The following is a 16,768-nucleotide window of genomic DNA, read 5'->3' as shown; positions in this document are numbered from 1 at the left end:
GTTAAGTCATTTATTTATATCGTATTTATACTATTTTACAGTTGGAAAAGCAGCAATGCGCAAACGTGCTGCTCCCATGGGAATCAGTTCAACTTCCTGCACCGCACCCTTGCTTTCCACCGGACTCAGAGGCAATACGCCCGTTAGCCCATTTTCATCAATTTTCCATCCATCAATACGTTTCGCTTTCACAAGAATCGAAATAGGTACTGCTTCTGCGTCAAAAGGAAATGCATCTTTAGGCCATGGTCGTTTGACCACTTTTAGTTGGTCAACAGCTTGTAGCTGATTTTGTACAAGTCCGTAATTCCAGTCACTTGCAGGAAGGATTTCATAAGATGGCCATTTTGATGGATCTGCAGTCTCCTGCCATTTAGAATCTCCAATTGCTGAAGCCTTACTATCCTTTTTTACATAATTCTCTTTGATTTTGAGTGCATAGGTCAATGGTCCACGCTGGATACTAACTGAATTTTTATTGGCCGTCCATGTTTTCAGATCTATGGTCATCGGTAAGGAGAGTTCGACCTTGTCGCCGTCTTTCCATTTCCGTTCAATCCGAATATATTTTGCTCCAGCTTCTATAGCCTGACTTTTACCATTAACCGTTACTTTGGCTTGTTTCGCCCAGGCAGGTATACGGAGATAAAAGGGGAAATCAACTGTTTTACCCTGTGTGCCTATTTCAAATCGCAGCGATTCTTCAAACGGATAATTGGATTCTTGTTTGATCTGAATGGATTGATTGTTTCCGACTTTGATTTCAGCTTTTGATGCGGCATAAAGTACTGCCGCAACACCATTATCATTCGTTGCCATATACAGATGCTCCGCATAATATGGCCAACCCTGACTGTGATTATGCTGACAACAACGTGAACTGAAAGGGTTCATCATTAAAAATGGCCCATTATTATCAATCCCGGGAGCATGATTATGGCTATCGCTGATAGTCATATTAGGGCTCGTGATATAGCGCAATGCTTTAAAATCGGCTGTCACAGCGGCTGGGTAGGTATTAAAAGCAACTTCCTCCGCATGATCCGCCCAAAAAGGATCGCCTGTTATCCCGAGAAGGATTTCATTGGAAGCCATCTGCTCCACCATTCCACAGGTTTCCACTCCCTGACGGGGATCGGTATATCCCGGACGTGCATTTTCATCGGCACCGAACATGCCGCCCGGAACCTGACCAAATACTTGTCTGACGAAATGAAAATTATCGTAGGTTGCGTTAAGATCTGTAGTCGACTGGCTTTTCAGATAATAGGTTGCTGGCTCTCTAAAACACTGCGCTACGTTGACATTATGCCAATTGGGCAAATCATCTTTCTGCCGCCAATTGGCTGTATTCCGATGGATTTTATCCGCTAAATCCATCAACCATTCATTACCTTGTGTTCTGTTATAGAGCCAATATACAGATAGCAAATTGTCACCACCACGACTGTTCTCCCAATAATCCTTGAGAAAAAAACTATCCGGCAAATTGGTCTGCCATTTAAAGTAATTGGTCATCAACGTTAAGACACGTTGGTCACCGCTATATTCATAATAGGACTGCAAACACCACAACATCAACATATTCCCCCAAAGATCTGGTTTGTTATTACGCAGGATCAATGGTCCAAAGTATCCATCAGGACGCTGGCTTTTTAGTGCAGCCTCTAACCAGATTTTTGACTCTGCTATTATATTAGGATCTTTCAAGATGTAGCCCAAATTAGCGTAGCCTTTTAACCAATAAGGAACTTCTTCCCAGCCATAATCTCCTTTCCCATCCGTACTTAACCAAGCGTTATTTTTCTTCGACAGCCAAGCACTAATTTCTCCCAAATGGCCTGTAAGACCATCTTTTTGCAACTCGAGGTACTTCCCTAACCAGCCTTCGGGCACGATACTACCCACGGGTAATTTTAGCAAGGCATTTTGTTTTAAGGGAGTCCTATTGTTTATATATTGTGAGTTGTTACCTGTCAGGGGTAATTGCTTTACGGAAGTCGCAATTCCGGATTGCGCCGACGCAGCTAAACCAAGCCCCATCAATAAGTTTAAAAAGCCAATTCTTTTAATCATTTTTTATTTTAGTTTCTTTGGTTCACTATCGTACAGGGCTTCAGTAATACCATTTACCCGCAATCCTACGCGCGCATACACTGCAGCACTCTTTGTCAAAATATCTTTGATATCCAGTTCTAATTCGACATGGCCGGCATTTATTCCAGTTTGTTCAGTCTTATAAGTATATTGGCCCAAATCCACAAATTTTGTATCATTGACCAGTAAAGTGACTAAATCAATGGTTCTTGACGCATCTATCGTTTCGATATCAAAAGATGCTTTAAGGGTATTTCCTTGTACATTATAGATTATATTACTCATCATGTAATAAGGTTTCACCGGGTAATCTACTGAGGTATTACCTTTTACATCAACCAGCAAGGTATCGGTACTGCTCAACCATGGTCCATTCCCACTTGTCGTCACCAATTTGTACTTTCCATCAAACAGTTTTGCGGAAAACGAACCATCTTGAGTCAAGTAAACATTAATAGGAGACCGAAATTGATAGCCGTCCTGCCAGAGTTGAAGATAGACCGATTGATTGGATCCTCTCAGCCCCAAAGGTTTGGAATTATAGGTGACATGACCACTTAATGTACTTTGTGGCGCATCATAATTATCTTTGCCACAAGCAAAAACACCCAAGAGCAAACACAAACTGACTATTAATTTACAAAAAAAAGTTTTCATAAGAGTAATGCTATTGATAAGGATTTCGGACTAGCTTCGGATTGTTATTAATCCAATTTTGATCAATGAAATTATAATAGTTTTGATATTTAAAATTTCGTGGATAGAGCGTATGACTCGATTTCTGTTTCTCAAAAACCCATTTACCATCGTTCGGATCCCCCGGAGCATATATTTTGTATGGAAATAGGGCATAGTGTACCGCATTGTAATTATCAGCACTTCCGTTCCAGATTTCGTGTGCAATCCGTAAACGCTTCAGATCCCAATAACGATGATCTTCGAAGGCAAATTCAACGCGGCGCTCCTTAATAATATCATTCAGGGAAATTGTTGTCAATGCCTGTATCCCCGCGCGCGCTCTGATCTTATTGACATATCCCGTCAACTCGGCTTGTGGTTTACCTAGCTCCAGGCCTGCCTCTGCAGCGATCAACAAAAATTCAGCATAACGGAAGCGCACAAACCAAATATCCGACCCACGCCCACGAGTAGAGGCATCTTTATTTTCGTCGATAAATTTCCTAATATTAAATCCAGTTTTGTTGACATACATATCGTTGGAAGTCGTGGGGCCATCTTTACTTGTAATAATTCCTCCGAATTTGGAATCTGAAGTACCGGGTATTGCGGTCATCGTCTTCCAAACACCTCCTTCTTTATATCTAACGCCTGCTTGGTAAGTGATTTTGGTACCAGCAAAATCAGCACCAGAATAGATTACAGTACCATACAGGCGGGCGTCTTTATGGGCAAATAACTCTTCGGGATTATTGTAGTAAATGTAATCTCCGGTAGCAGTCTTCGTTTTCAATGCTCCATTTCGATCATCTGTATATTCAAATGCTTCCACCAAATTTAAAACAGGCGTAACAAAGTTGGCATCAATATCTCCACGGACGGATGAGGCAATGTTATTGTTGGTAAAAAAATGTGTTTCACCTGGATACGCATAATCCTTGGCCCAAATAACTTCATTGCTACTTGATTTTGAACTTACAGCAAGATAGAAGTTCTTTCCTTTATCGGCATTTCCATTATAGAGGGCATAAGGGCTATTGTTGATAATATCCAATGCGGATTCGTAAGCAATCTGCTAATATTTATTGGCTTCCGCTGCCGGAATCCCCACCTCGTTACCTGCTGTTTTGACGTCTGGCGTTTTATAGTTATACTTCGCTATTGAGGCGGCGTATAGACTAGCCCGCGCCTTAAGTGCCAAAGCTGTCCATTTATTAGCTCGCGCGGAACTTATTGTTTTCTCTATACCGAGCATTTTAGCCGCTTCGGTACATTCGCTAATCACATAATTATAACTTTCTGCTTCTGTTGATCGAGGTATCTGCAATTCTGCCGGATCCATACCACCCGTATAATCATAGATCTTATCCCCCACTAAGGGAACTCCCCCCAAACGCTTGATCATATTAAAATAAGTCCAAGCACGAATAAATCTGGCCTCACCTTCAATGCTCTTTTTATTATTTTCGTCCAATGATGACTGACGAACACCTACGATAAATTGATTCAGATTTCGAATAAGTTCGTAGTCGTACATACGCCAAAAGTCATTCGGAAATTCCTGCATTGTATTGGGACCACCGCTTGAAAATCCGGCCTCATCTAACATCGCAAAAGATCCATTGTCACCAAATTGCTGTCCCCAGCTAATCCGCCCATAATAATTCGCTAGCACAGATTTTATCATATTCTGATCCGAAAATATCTGATCGTCCGTAAAAATAGCCTGTGATTCCCGTTCCAAAAATTTATTGCAGCTTGAAAATGCACATATTAAACATACACCCAATAAAATAACTTTCTTATTTATCATCATATTAAAAAGTTAAAGTAACACCAACGTTTATAACTCTATTTGTTGGGTACTGAACGCCCGAATCACTTGTGATTTCTGGATCGATCTTCATATCACCCAAATTATCTATGCTAAATAGATTCTGCATCATGGTATATATCCTCAATTTCTGAATCCCTCGAGGTTTCATCCATTTTTCTGGTAAAGTATATCCGATCTGCAGGTTTCTTAATTTCAAATAGTTGACATTGGTAAGCCAGAAGTCGCTATGCCAATAATTACTATGATCTCTATTTCCTTTAATTAATGTAGGGTACTTTCCTGGGATCAAGGCACTATTTGGATCCGTAATATCGCTCAGCATCCACTGGTTTTCCATATAGTATTGCGGATTGTTGCCGCCATCATGGAAAGGGAAAACGGCCTCATAACTCGGATTAAAGGAAGCAAAAGCTGCTCCGGTGAAATCCATCGCCAAATCAAATCCCTTGAATTGACCGCCAAGGTTAATTCCGTAATTGAAATAAGGAAGACCACCTTGGCGATATCCAATTGGCCGTTCATCCAGCTCATTGATTACTTTATCGCCATTAATATCTTCATACTTAATATCCCCCGGGCGTAATGATGAGTTACCTTTACGGTCATTGTCTACATCATAATTTGCAATTTCTTCCCACGACTGGAATTGTCCAATGGAATGTAATCCCCAATTGAGAAAGGCATAACGGTCATAGATTGATTTTCGATACTGATCCAAAGAGTTTCCAAAACGTGGTTTATATTGTTCGCCGTCTGTTTGCCGGGCGAAAGTGAAATTACCGCCTACGAAATAGTTAAATCCATTGACGCTACTCCGCCACATCAATGATCCATCGATACCTTGGTGAATATCTGAATTCAGGTTTTCATAAGGTAAACTAAAACCTACTTCATTCGGTATCAATACATCTTCTCGCTTGGCGGGCAGCCCTGTTCTTTTTCGACGGAAGATATCTACCGAACCTGTTAATTTACCTTTTAGTGTGCTAAAGTCCAAACCAACATTTAGCATATGGGCCTGAATCCAAGAAAGCGTTTTAACCGGAAGACCACGAGCCTGAGAACCAATAACATATTTTCCGTCAATTGTTGAACCCACGACATTTTGATAGCCATCACGGACTGGTTTTCGGAAATAATTATATCCACTTAAATAACCAAAAGCGAAATATTCCCAGGCATCCAAATTATCATCGCCCAATACACCGTAAGATCCCCTTAACTTCACATCGTCAAATACTTTTCTCATACCTTTAGACCAGAACTTCTCAGATGAAACACGCCAGCCTGCAGATACCGAAGGAAAAAAGCCCCATCGGCTGCCTGGCGCGAATTTCCATGAACCGTCATAGCGCGAAGAAAGTTCCAAAAGATATTTCTGATCATAATCATAATTGACCCTGCCTGCAAAACCTGCTCTCGCTTGCGTATTCACCCCCGTATCATTGTAAGTGTCCATCGTCTGAAAATAGATCAAACTCAACGCATTGGAGGCTGGACGATCGTGTACATACACATCTGGATTATCTCTTTTTATGGACTCAGCAGCAAGCACAGCATTGATTCCATGTTTACCGAATCGCTTGTTATAATTTAAGGTAAATTGGGTTGAGATTTCTTCAACCTGCGAAATAGATCTCTCCCGCCAGGGGTTATCCATACTAAAAGTTACTGGGTAAGTATCTGTCTTCTCATCATAGCCATATAGCTTATAGGTAAACTCCTGATTATCCATCCATTTATTCGCCAGATAATAGCCTACTGTTCCCTTAGCGATCAGATCATTTGTGATCTTATATTCCGCATTAAAATTTAACTGCATCACCCGCCATTTTTCCTGAAATGTACCGGACAGATCATAATTCAGCATCGCAAAGTTGGTTTCCGCATTGGGTGATGTCTGCGTTGGATATAAAGGATTGTCGTTGGCAAAAGGCCGTGCAGTGGGCAAGTTGCGATATATCGCAAATAAAGCTTGCCAAGTATCGTCAGCACCAGGTACTCCCGGCTGTTTACGTTGTTCGATCCGACCATTCAAATTGGCCCCAATCTTTAATCGTTTTGATACATTCGCGTCAATATTCATCTGCACATTGGTACGATTGAAGCCGCCGTAATTACGGATGATGGATTGCTGGTCTAAATGTCCCACACTCAGGTAATAATTGATTTTTTCGGACCCACCACTGACATTACCCGAAATATAGGTTTGTGGGCTGGTTTTAAGAATATAATCATACCAATCAAAGGGACGATACCCTTTCTCTGTACCCTGTTGCCACTTTTCGAGATCTGCCAACGTAAATTGTGGATGCTCAGTTCCGAGAATAGCATCAGACTGAATATAGCTTTTGATATAAGTACTGGCATCGGCTGGCTTGGGAAAACGAAACATATCTGCCAGCCATAATACGAATTGATATTAAAGGTATTGTTATCGCCCCGCTTCCCCTTCTTTGTCGTCACCACAACAACACCGTTGGCCGCACGTACACCATAAATAGCAGCAGACGCATCCTTTAATACCGAAACCGATTCAATATCATTGAAATCTAAATTATTAAATTGTCCTTCATCCTTTTGAACACCGTCGATCACATATAAGGGTGTCCCCATATTACGGATACTGATTCCTGTTGGAGCTCCCGGACGCCCATCCGACATCCGGCTGTTAACACCGGCGATCTTCCCGACTAAGGCTCCGGAAGTTGTTGTAGCAACAGATCTGGAAATATCCTGAGAAGAAATTGCGGTGATTGCACCAGTAACAGATTCTTTCTTTTGCGTACCATACCCCACTACGACAACTTCGTCTATACGTGCATTTTCATCTTCCAAAGTGATTGCCAAGTCAGCGATTGCCATCACTTCTTTGGAAAGGTAGCCTACAGATCTTACGGTCAAAAGTTCACCGACATTGACACCTGTCAGGTTAAAATTACCTTTGGCATCTGTTGAAACTGCAGTACTGGGCTTGGATTTCAATGCGACTGTCGCTCCTACAATCGGATTGCCATCCTTATCCTTAACAACCCCTTTTATTGCTTTTTGCAACTCGATCCCCTCTGAAGAACCTGGAATTAAATTAGCTCCCTTTGCTAAGGGGATAAAACTGCTCGCACAGCAGAGCAATGTAGCAGATATTGGCAGACATTTAAGACCCTTAAACATACCTAGATTGATTAGTTTGTATAATTGATTTGTCCAAAATTAAGGTATATTCAATCGTATGGACTTTCGTTTTTTCTCAAAAAACTGCCTATTTGTATCAAATAAATAAAATAGACCTAAAACGTTTTAAAGTCTATTAAAAAGAGAAAGTACACCTCTTTTCAGTGGTGTACTTTCAAACCAATCATTATTAAATATGTATTATTTTACCGAAAAACGATACAGGGATTTCGTTTGATAAACTTGCCCGGGGGTTAGGACAGTTGTTGGAAAATTAGGTTGGTTTGGGGCATCCGGAAAATGCTGCGGTTCAAGACAAAAAGCTGTGCGAAAGGAGTCTTTTTTCCCATTCTTCAATTGCACTTGTTCGTTCATAAAATTACCGCTATAAAATTGTATTCCAGGTTCTGCGGTCAAAATATCCATAACAATACCCGATTTATCTCCAATCACATGGGCTGCTTTGTACCACTCGCCATCTTTCTCCTTGCTTAAGACAAAGTTGTGATCATAGCCCTTTCCAAAGCTCAGTTGCTGATCATTGGCGTTAATATCTTTTCCTATTGGTTTCAAGCCTGTAAAATCAAAAGCTGTTCCCTTTACCGGTGCCAATTGCCCTGTTGGTATGAGTGTACTATCCACTGGTGTGTATTCATTCGCAAACAATTGAAGCTGATGATCCAGAATTGTACCACTTCCCTCACCGTTTAAATTAAAGTAAGCATGGTTGGTCAAATTGATCACCGTCTTTTTATCGGAAGTAGCACGATAGGCAATCATCAATTCATTATTATCGTTAAGTGTATAAGTCACTTCCATCTGGATGTTCCCTGGAAAACCCTCGTGTCCATCAGGTAAGGTGTAAGCAAAAGTAAGCGACGATTTATCTGACGATTTTAATGTCCAATTGGCAAAATGTACACCTTTAAAACCACCATGCAGTGTATTAGGACCGTTATTTACCGCCAATGTATAGGTTTTATCATCCAATTTAAATTTTCCTTTGGCGATCCGATTACCAAAAGGCCCTACAATAGTACCAAAAAATGGTTCTTTGGGATTATTATAATCGGCCGCTTTAGAAAAGCCCAAAACAACATCGCATAACTCACCCTTATTGTCAGGCACCCATAATCCCACTAAACGTGCCCCAAAATTGGTAAAATAAGCTTGTACGCCATTTTTATTGCGCAATTCATATAGATAAGCCTGTTTTTGATCAATAGTTCCGCTAAACTGTGCGGTATCCATGAAGGTCGATAAAGAATCTGCTTTTGAAGTTTTAGAACCCGTCGATTGCTGACAAGACACACAAAATGCCAGCATTGCAGAAAGACCAAGCAAGGTCAAATTTCCTCTCATTCGTAATATTTTAAATGGTTTATAATCTTTGTTTAGATAGAACGTACGTCCTTTTCTAGATTTTTTATAATTTTAACGCTTACAATATATAAGCTAAAGTCTTAAATTTTTCAGAAATTTTAAGATTAAATTGTTTCATTTTAGCACTATTTTGTATCAATAACCAAATGATCATGATCAACCTAAAGCCTTTACGTCTTCTATTTTTTCTGTTGCTCCCCTCGTTGCTCCACGCGCAGCCCTATTATTTCAATCATTATCAAATCAATGAAGGATTGTCTAACAATGCTGTCATTTGTAGCATGCAAGATAGTCAGGGTTTTCTTTGGTTCGGTACAAAAGATGGGTTAAATCGTTTTGATGGTAATAATTTCAAACATTTTGATGCGTCAAAATCTGTAAAAAATAGCCTGGGTGGTAACAATATCATCTCATTGAAAGAAGATTTTCGAAAGAGAATTTGGATTGGTACAGATCAGGGAATCTATTGTTACAACCCCGTCGATGAACAATTTAGATTACTGAGTAAACAATTTGAAAATGCAGACGTCCCCGTTATTATTACCGATCAACGCAAAAGGATCTGGTTTATATCAAATGGAATGCTCTATTGCCATGATTTAGTTAGTCATGCAATTCAACAATTTACAAAATCAGACCTTTATATTACATCCATCAGTTGTACAAAAAATGGGAATGTATTTTTCGGAACTCCTGAAGGAAAAATCTTCCAAATAGGTCCTTCGGGAAAACCTGTACTCATGCTTGACTTTCAAGCAAAATATGGGGCGAAGGATTGGTTTAGCATTGAAAAAATCACTGAAAATCGAGAAGGAGACTTATTGATTGGTACTTCAAAAACTGGCGTTTATAGCTATCACTTTCAAGATAAATCCCTCAAGTCCATACTTGGCCCGGATCAACTGCATCAATTTCTCTATGTCAGAGATATTTTACAGCCAAATGATCATGAATATTGGTTTGCAACGGAGTCTGGCCTCTTCATTTATCAAATTGCAAGCCGACGTTACGTCAACATTCAGAAAGAACAAGAAAACCCTTGGGGCATATCTGACAATGCCATTTATAACATCCTGCAGGATAAGGATGAGGGTATTTGGCTGGGAACCTACTTTGGTGGGATCAACTATTATCATAAAAACAATAGTATCATCGAAAAATTCCTCCCACAAGATCGCCCCGGGAGTTTAAAAGGATCTGTCGTGCGCATTATAAAAAAAGATATCGATCACAATATATGGATAGGCACCGAAAATGGAGGATTATCCAAACTGGACATCAAGTCGGGTAAAATTCAAAATTTCTCCGATAAACAGGGGAATCTCGCGAATAACAATATACATGGTATTCTCCCTCTTGGTGATAAACTATTGATCGGTACCTTCGTCAATGGTCTGGATATTTTTTCACCAAAGCTTCAAAAAGTAATCTATCATATCGATCGCAACAGTGCCACATCGTCCGATCTCCAAAGTAATTTTCTCTTTTATCTCTATAAAACTCGAAAAGGAGAAATTCTCGCGGCCTCAACGCGTGGATTATACCGCTTTGATCTCGAAAAAAAATCTTTCCATCTAATTGATAATGTCCCTGAATACATGTTTTACACGTCTATTTTGGAAGATAAAGAGGGAAATATCTGGGTAGGTACATGGCGCGATGGGCTATTTTGTTATCATCCTAAAACAAAGTATTTCAAGCATTTTACCCATAGCCAGAACGATCCCAATTCTTTGCCTAACAATAGGGTCAATAGCCTATTTGAGGATTCAAAAAATCAAATTTGGATCGCTACCGAAGGTGGAATGGCTAAGAAAAAATCAAAGCAGGACAGTTTTGAAAACATTGGTCTGGAAGAAGGAATGCCCAGTAACGTAACGCTCGCATTTTTAGAAGACAAACAACAGAACCTGTGGGTGAGTACCTCTAAAGGGCTTGTGCGTTATCATCTTCCTAATGGTAAAAAAAGGATCTTTAACCTGGAGTCAGGTCTACCGACGATTCAATTCAATTACAATTCATCTTTTGACGACGACAACGGAAACTTCTATTTCGGTACCATCAATGGCCTTATACGTTTCAACCCCGCAAAGCTAAACCAAATCAACTACAAGAATCAAATACCCATTTATATCACTAATTTTTACATCAACAATAGAGCGATCAATCAATATACCGATCCAAATATTCTATCTAAATCAATCTTATTTACTAAGAATATTAAACTAAAACACGACGAATCATCCTTCAGTCTTGATTTCGCAGCATTGCACTACCAAGCCCCCCACTCTATCCATTATAGTTATAAAATGGACGGTCTTGACGACAATTGGATAGACATCACAAGTAATCAACGTGCTTATTTCACTAAGTTAGCTCCTGGTAATTATATTTTTACTGTAAAAGCAGAAGATCCAAATGGTAACACAATACCCACCTTTGCTAGTCTTAAAATCACGATTCTCCCTCCCATTTGGGCAAGTATACCAGCCTTTGTTTGTTATGCATTGATACTTTCTGGACTTATTATATTTATTATTCATCATTTCAATGAAAAGATCAAGCAACGCAATCGACAACACCTTCTAACTGTACAAAATCTACGTGAGCAAGAACTCTACCGTTCAAAAATCAATTTTTACACCGATGTTGCCCATGAAATACGCACACCGTTGACATTGATCAAGGCCCCCTTAGAGAAACTTATGGATAAGGTAGATCCCAATCCTGTAACAGACAAGCTGTTATTGACCATGCAGAACAATACGGAGAAGTTGATTGCACTTAGCAATCAGTTACTGGATTTTAGAAAGGTCGAGACGGAAGGATTCAAATTGCACTTTGAGTCAGAAAACATAAGCCAAACGGTTCAGGAAATCATCAGCAATTTTACGGTCACACTCCAGGCGCAGGGAAAGCAGATGGTCTCGCACATTATGCCAAATATCATAGGTCAGGTCGATATCGACGCTTTCGACAAGATTTGTTACAACTTATTGAATAATGCCCTTAAATATTCCTCATCCTATATTGAAGTGAATTTGAATATGGATAAACAGAAAAATATCTTTATATTGACCGTGAAAAACGACGGAGCTTTAATTCCTTCAGAAGAAAGGGAAAGAATTTTTGAACCATTCAATCGTTTAAAGCAAAATAAGAATGTTCCCGGAAGTGGTCTAGGCTTGGCATTGACAAGATCCCTAACCTTAAAACACCAAGGTACCTTGTTATATAGTACAAACGACCTCCAATTGAACGTATTTAGCTTGACGTTACCTTTGAATCACAATACAAACCCATAATTATGAATGCCAAATCCAATTTATTATTAGTAGATGATCATACCGAACTGCTTGAATTTATTGCGGATGATCTCAATGAGGATTATCAGATAACGACGAGCTCTAATGGAAGAGAAGCCCTAGATTTATTAGCCTCTGAATATTTCGACCTGATCGTCAGTGATGTAATGATGCCAGAAATGGATGGTTTTGAGCTCTGTCAAAAAATTAAGGAAGATATCGCCTATGCACATATTCCAGTTATACTTTTGACGGCAAAAAATAGTATTGAATCAAAAATTCAGGGTTTAGAATTTGGTGCTGACGCTTACATTGAAAAACCTTTTTCGCCCGCTTTTTTAAGAGCACAAATAGCCAGTTTATTAAAGAATAGAGTTAAGGTCAAGGAATTTTTTATTAAAAATCCGATGTCACAAATTCAACATATCGGGCAAAATCAAAGTGAACAAGAGTTCTTGCTGAAGATTGAAGAAATCATCATGCAACATCTCGATGATCCACAGTTCAATGTCGATAAAATGGCCGATATTCTCTGTATGAGCAGACCTACACTCTATCGCAAAATCAATGTGGTATCCAGCCTATCACCCAATGAACTGATTAATTTAACGCGACTTCGAAAAGCCGCTGAGCTCCTCATTCAAAAGCAGCATAAAGTTTACGAAATTTCTAATCTATTGGGCTACAGTTCTGCTACTCATTTCTCACGTAATTTTCAAAAGCAGTTTGGACAGAGCCCTACCGAATTTCAGGACGCTCAAACTGCTTTATCTAAATCTTGACCGAGCAAATAGTCATATCCGAATAAAAATAGGTGTCCGTCTAGGGCGCACACCTATTTTGTTGATTCAATTTGCGCTAATGTTGCAAATTGTGCTGCATATGTAAACATGAACATTCCTTCCAAATCATTCTTACTCTTATCAGCTGCCCAGCCTCCAAGCAAGTCATTCGGCAGAAATCCATCTTTCAAGAAGTGGGTATAGCCATAATCCAAGTTATCCTGAAAAGATTTTGCATAGACTCCAGCTTTGCTATAATTCGGATATATAGCAGTATATCCTCTTAATAATACGCCGTTAAACCAATTATTAAAACCATCTGTCGCATAGGTATAGTGCTCAGGAATCTGCTGCCCTAACTTTCCAAAATAAGTAAAAGTCGCATCGGCTAGTTTCTTGCCATCTTCTAAATAGCTTTTTGCTTTCGTCACACGATATAAGTCGGCTGCTCCGGAAATCATCGTTCCACTGTTATAGGAAAATGCTGTTCCAACTGCTTTTCTGAGCTCGGTATTTTTTCGGTATTGTACACCGTTGACCGTTTCATAAGCTATCGAACAATCTGGGAAACAATCCCCCATCATATCCGCATAAACACCCTTTTCGTTAAGAAGATATGCCTTTTGCCAGTCATAAATCCTTTTAGCATAACGAAGGTAAAAATCGCTCTTCCTCTCTTTTTTAGAAATACGAGTTAATTTATCTTTTGGATCAATGGAATGCGCGACGATTTGATCGCCTTTCTTTTTATAGATTTCATACAACGTAACAAGCGGACTAATAATCGGTGCATTACTACAGGCATGCTTAGTTACATATCCTGGCCCCCATGGGATTCCACCATGCTCATTCCCTTTCTCATCCAAAGTACAATCCCAACCATCAAGCACATAAGCAGTAAGGTATTCAGCTTCTTGCAAATAGCGTTCTTGCCCAGTCAAGTGATAAGCTTCCAAGAATTCCCGGACCAGCCACATCTGATCATCATAGACATTCAGTACTCCAGTTACATTTGCTTTTCCTTTTTCTCGGACGCGATCGACAGCATACACCGTCCATTCTTTATGTTGTGTAAAAGATGTTAGCGTAAATGTCCCTAAATAATAAGCTGCATTTGCATGAAGCTTGGCCAATAAATCCACATAGCGGGAGTAATACTTTCCGTAAAACTCGTTATTACCCGCCTTTTGTTGCTTTTTCAAGCCGCTCAACACAGCGTTTACAGCTTCTATGGACGCAGAGTACATCCATACACTCGCTTTTTCTTCCGATCTAGCCTGCGTAAATGGATTATAAAAACGATGCATTTTGAAATCGTCACCGGAAAAATAGACTTCCATTGATCGATCAATTAACTGAATTGCTCGTAAAAGATTTTGTTGGCTTTTATGTTGATCATGTACTGATCTTTGGTTGTGCAATTCTTGCGCACAAACCTGTTTTACACAGAGGGGTGATACTGACAGAGAAATTAGAGAGAGTGCCCAAAAAGGCCGGATGGAAAAGAATTTGATCATGATGTGGTTTTAAATTGATTAAGTAGTCTTTCATGCGCTTTGGTAGAGCGTGATAACCGAGGTTGAAGATAAGCATTTTTCAGACAAAAAAAATCGCATTTTTTGAAATGCGATTAAAAAATATTTGTCCTTTAGCTTAGTTAACCAAGAACTTTCTCGGTCAACTAAGCTGCCACTGGCTGACGATGACGATTCACAAATTGCTTTTTTAATAGATACAATTTGTAATGGTCGTACAAACCAATGATTAAAAGAACAAAACAAACCACGTAAAATGTCTTATTCGATAAATAGGTGAATGAAATACCGCTCACAAGCCCTCCCATGACATAGGCTCCCACGATACTCAGCAGTAAATGGAATTTGTCGACCAACGCCTTATTGCTTCGGTTGGACTCCTTAGTGAACATCGAAATCAATATTGCTAAATCTGTCGTTAGTCCTGTCAAGTGTGTCGTTTTCACAACAGAATTCGATATACTCGCTGTTAAACCATTTTGTAATCCCATTGCAAACAGCAATGCACCGACAAGTATCTCTGTTTCTTTCAAAGAATCTTCATAAAATACATCAAGATATATCCCGACAAATAATATACTCAGTATTTCCAATGCCAAGGGAATAGAATGTGTCAAATAGGAGCTAAAACGTCCTTTACCATGAATGATGATAAGATTCGAAAGCATACTCCCGACTAGAAAAAGTAAAATCCAAAATAGCACTACTGCACCTTGATACCAATTTCCTTTCGCTAGCTCCTGAGCAAAGACAGCATAATATCCCGTAACATTAGAGGTAAACGAGAAAAAGACAATGACAGATGCGACATTGACCATTCCTGCAGAAAATGCAGTTATTCCCCCTAATTTGATATTATCTTGAATCGTCCTATGGTTACTATATTTTCTCAGCATACTTCTCTTTTCCTCCTTTCTTCAGCACAATACGTGCAATTCCTTTCGTCTGCATATCCAAATTGAGATGCAGCACCAATTGGTTTTTATTTAATTTCTGTATGACAAAGCTCTCTATAAGCTTATCATTTTTCCGAAGCTCAAGGATATGTCCTCGTCCTTTCAAAAACCAATTGTATTGTTTGTCCTCATGATGGGCGATAAAATTTTTGTCACCCATTTTTTCAAAATGCCATAACCCATCCTGCAAGGGTGGTAGGTGAGCGATTGCAGCATCTTTTATTCCCTCATGGATAACCGCCTGTTTTTTGAACGTTGGAGACTTCTCCACTTTCTCAAAGTACCAACCTTGCTCTTCCCACTCCCCTTCTAAAAGCCGCTCGGGGTTTTCATAAAACATAACCATCGAACTAGCTCCTAAAAGCAAAAAGGACAACAACACGAAGTTGAACCTTGCCAATATTTTTCTCTTAATAGTTAACATCCCATTTCTTGTTAAAAAATAAATCCGCCAAGACATTTCCCCCTGTTTTGCTTGTCCCAGGTCTCGCTACGATCGATACATTCTTCTGTTTACTTTTACTCAAGTGAAGCAAAGCCTGTCCGACGTCGAAAAAATGCCGTGTTCTTTTTTCAAATTCATAATCTGTGGGAACTTTGACTTCATCAATCCGAGCTCCGCGCAAATAATGTTGTAAATAATTGAGATTGTCAGAGCCGATGATATCTGTGTAGATATTTAGCTTACGATTTTCATAACGATGACAGATCATCTGGCAAGCCTTCAAAAAGTCCTCCGATTGAAGATTACTGAGTTGGTCATCCAATGTGATTCCCAATAGTTCGCTGATCGATGTACTGCTCTTATTACCATAAACAAGAATAATATCAAGTGCTTCAGCTGTCGATTGCTCTATACTATGAATCACAAAAAAAAGTGAATCAATCGTAAAATCACTTGGAATCAATACACGCATTGCCTTTGCCATATCCAATTATTTTTATACAAAATTAATAGGTCACCATGGCAACCGAATGAATCTGGAATTAACTTTCTATTAGAATTTTAGGACTTATATTAAAA

Annotated in this window: 12 protein-coding genes and 1 pseudogene; 2 read left to right on the top strand and 11 right to left on the bottom strand. The window is 39.4% G+C overall.

The genetic code is table 11. From position 1 onward, the window contains the following. Positions 1-30: 30 nt before the first annotated feature. The 7 genes and pseudogenes from OK025_RS16285 to OK025_RS16255 form a co-directional block, all read right to left on the bottom strand. The gene (locus tag OK025_RS16285) at positions 31-2,076 is read right to left on the bottom strand and encodes a beta-L-arabinofuranosidase domain-containing protein (RefSeq protein WP_317665344.1); all 2,046 of its coding nucleotides are present in this window, start codon (positions 2,074-2,076) and stop codon (positions 31-33) included. A 3-nt stretch (positions 2,077-2,079) separates the two neighbouring features. Continuing rightward, positions 2,080-2,754 (bottom strand): DUF3823 domain-containing protein, encoded by a 675-nt coding sequence (locus OK025_RS16280; RefSeq protein WP_317665342.1) that lies wholly within the window; start codon positions 2,752-2,754, stop codon positions 2,080-2,082. Between the two features lie 10 nt (positions 2,755-2,764). Next, positions 2,765-3,829 carry a RagB/SusD family nutrient uptake outer membrane protein gene (locus tag OK025_RS16275; RefSeq protein WP_317665340.1) on the bottom strand — a complete coding sequence of 355 codons (1,065 nt, stop codon included), beginning with the start codon at positions 3,827-3,829 and terminating at the stop codon, positions 2,765-2,767. 21 nt (positions 3,830-3,850) lie between these two features. Continuing rightward, positions 3,851-4,591: a RagB/SusD family nutrient uptake outer membrane protein gene (locus OK025_RS16270; RefSeq protein ID WP_317665338.1), complete on the bottom strand. Its 741-nt coding sequence runs from the start codon at positions 4,589-4,591 to the stop codon at positions 3,851-3,853. Position 4,592: 1 nt separating this feature from the next. After that, positions 4,593-7,007 carry a SusC/RagA family TonB-linked outer membrane protein gene (locus OK025_RS16265; RefSeq protein ID WP_317665336.1) on the bottom strand — a complete coding sequence of 805 codons (2,415 nt, stop codon included), beginning with the start codon at positions 7,005-7,007 and terminating at the stop codon, positions 4,593-4,595. 71 nt (positions 7,008-7,078) lie between these two features. Next, a pseudogene (locus tag OK025_RS16260) lies at positions 7,079-7,783 on the bottom strand (TonB-dependent receptor plug domain-containing protein); the annotation flags it as partial. A 201-nt stretch (positions 7,784-7,984) separates the two neighbouring features. After that, on the bottom strand, positions 7,985-9,145 hold the full coding sequence (locus OK025_RS16255; protein ID WP_317665334.1) for an aldose epimerase family protein: 1,161 nt from the start codon (positions 9,143-9,145) through the stop codon (positions 7,985-7,987). Between the two features lie 173 nt (positions 9,146-9,318). Here OK025_RS16255 and OK025_RS16250 point away from each other — a divergent pair, with 173 nt between their 5' ends. Then, positions 9,319-12,471 carry a two-component regulator propeller domain-containing protein gene (locus OK025_RS16250; RefSeq protein WP_317665332.1) on the top strand — a complete coding sequence of 1,051 codons (3,153 nt, stop codon included), beginning with the start codon at positions 9,319-9,321 and terminating at the stop codon, positions 12,469-12,471. A 2-nt stretch (positions 12,472-12,473) separates the two neighbouring features. Beyond that, positions 12,474-13,253, top strand: coding sequence for a response regulator (locus OK025_RS16245; protein WP_317665330.1), 780 nt, complete (start codon positions 12,474-12,476; stop codon positions 13,251-13,253). A gap of 53 nt (positions 13,254-13,306) precedes the next feature. On the opposite strand, the gene OK025_RS16240 is transcribed toward OK025_RS16245, so the two are convergent. From OK025_RS16240 to OK025_RS16225, 4 genes are all read right to left on the bottom strand, one after another. Next, positions 13,307-14,770 (bottom strand): glycoside hydrolase family 76 protein, encoded by a 1,464-nt coding sequence (locus OK025_RS16240; RefSeq protein WP_317665328.1) that lies wholly within the window; start codon positions 14,768-14,770, stop codon positions 13,307-13,309. 164 nt (positions 14,771-14,934) lie between these two features. Beyond that, complete coding sequence (locus OK025_RS16235; RefSeq protein ID WP_286898213.1) at positions 14,935-15,684, bottom strand: YoaK family protein; 750 nt, start codon at positions 15,682-15,684, stop codon at positions 14,935-14,937. Next, positions 15,668-16,168: a hypothetical protein gene (locus OK025_RS16230; RefSeq protein ID WP_248932018.1), complete on the bottom strand. Its 501-nt coding sequence runs from the start codon at positions 16,166-16,168 to the stop codon at positions 15,668-15,670. The genes OK025_RS16235 and OK025_RS16230 overlap by 17 nt, the downstream gene beginning before the upstream one ends. Then, positions 16,155-16,673, bottom strand: a complete 519-nt coding sequence (locus OK025_RS16225; RefSeq protein WP_286898217.1) for a hypothetical protein — start codon at positions 16,671-16,673, stop codon at positions 16,155-16,157. The genes OK025_RS16230 and OK025_RS16225 overlap by 14 nt, the downstream gene beginning before the upstream one ends. Positions 16,674-16,768: the final 95 nt, after the last annotated feature.

The sequence above is a fragment of the Sphingobacterium sp. UGAL515B_05 genome, from assembly GCF_033097525.1.
GTDB lineage: Bacteria > Bacteroidota > Bacteroidia > Sphingobacteriales > Sphingobacteriaceae > Sphingobacterium.
This window is presented reverse-complemented; position numbering and strand designations above follow the sequence as displayed.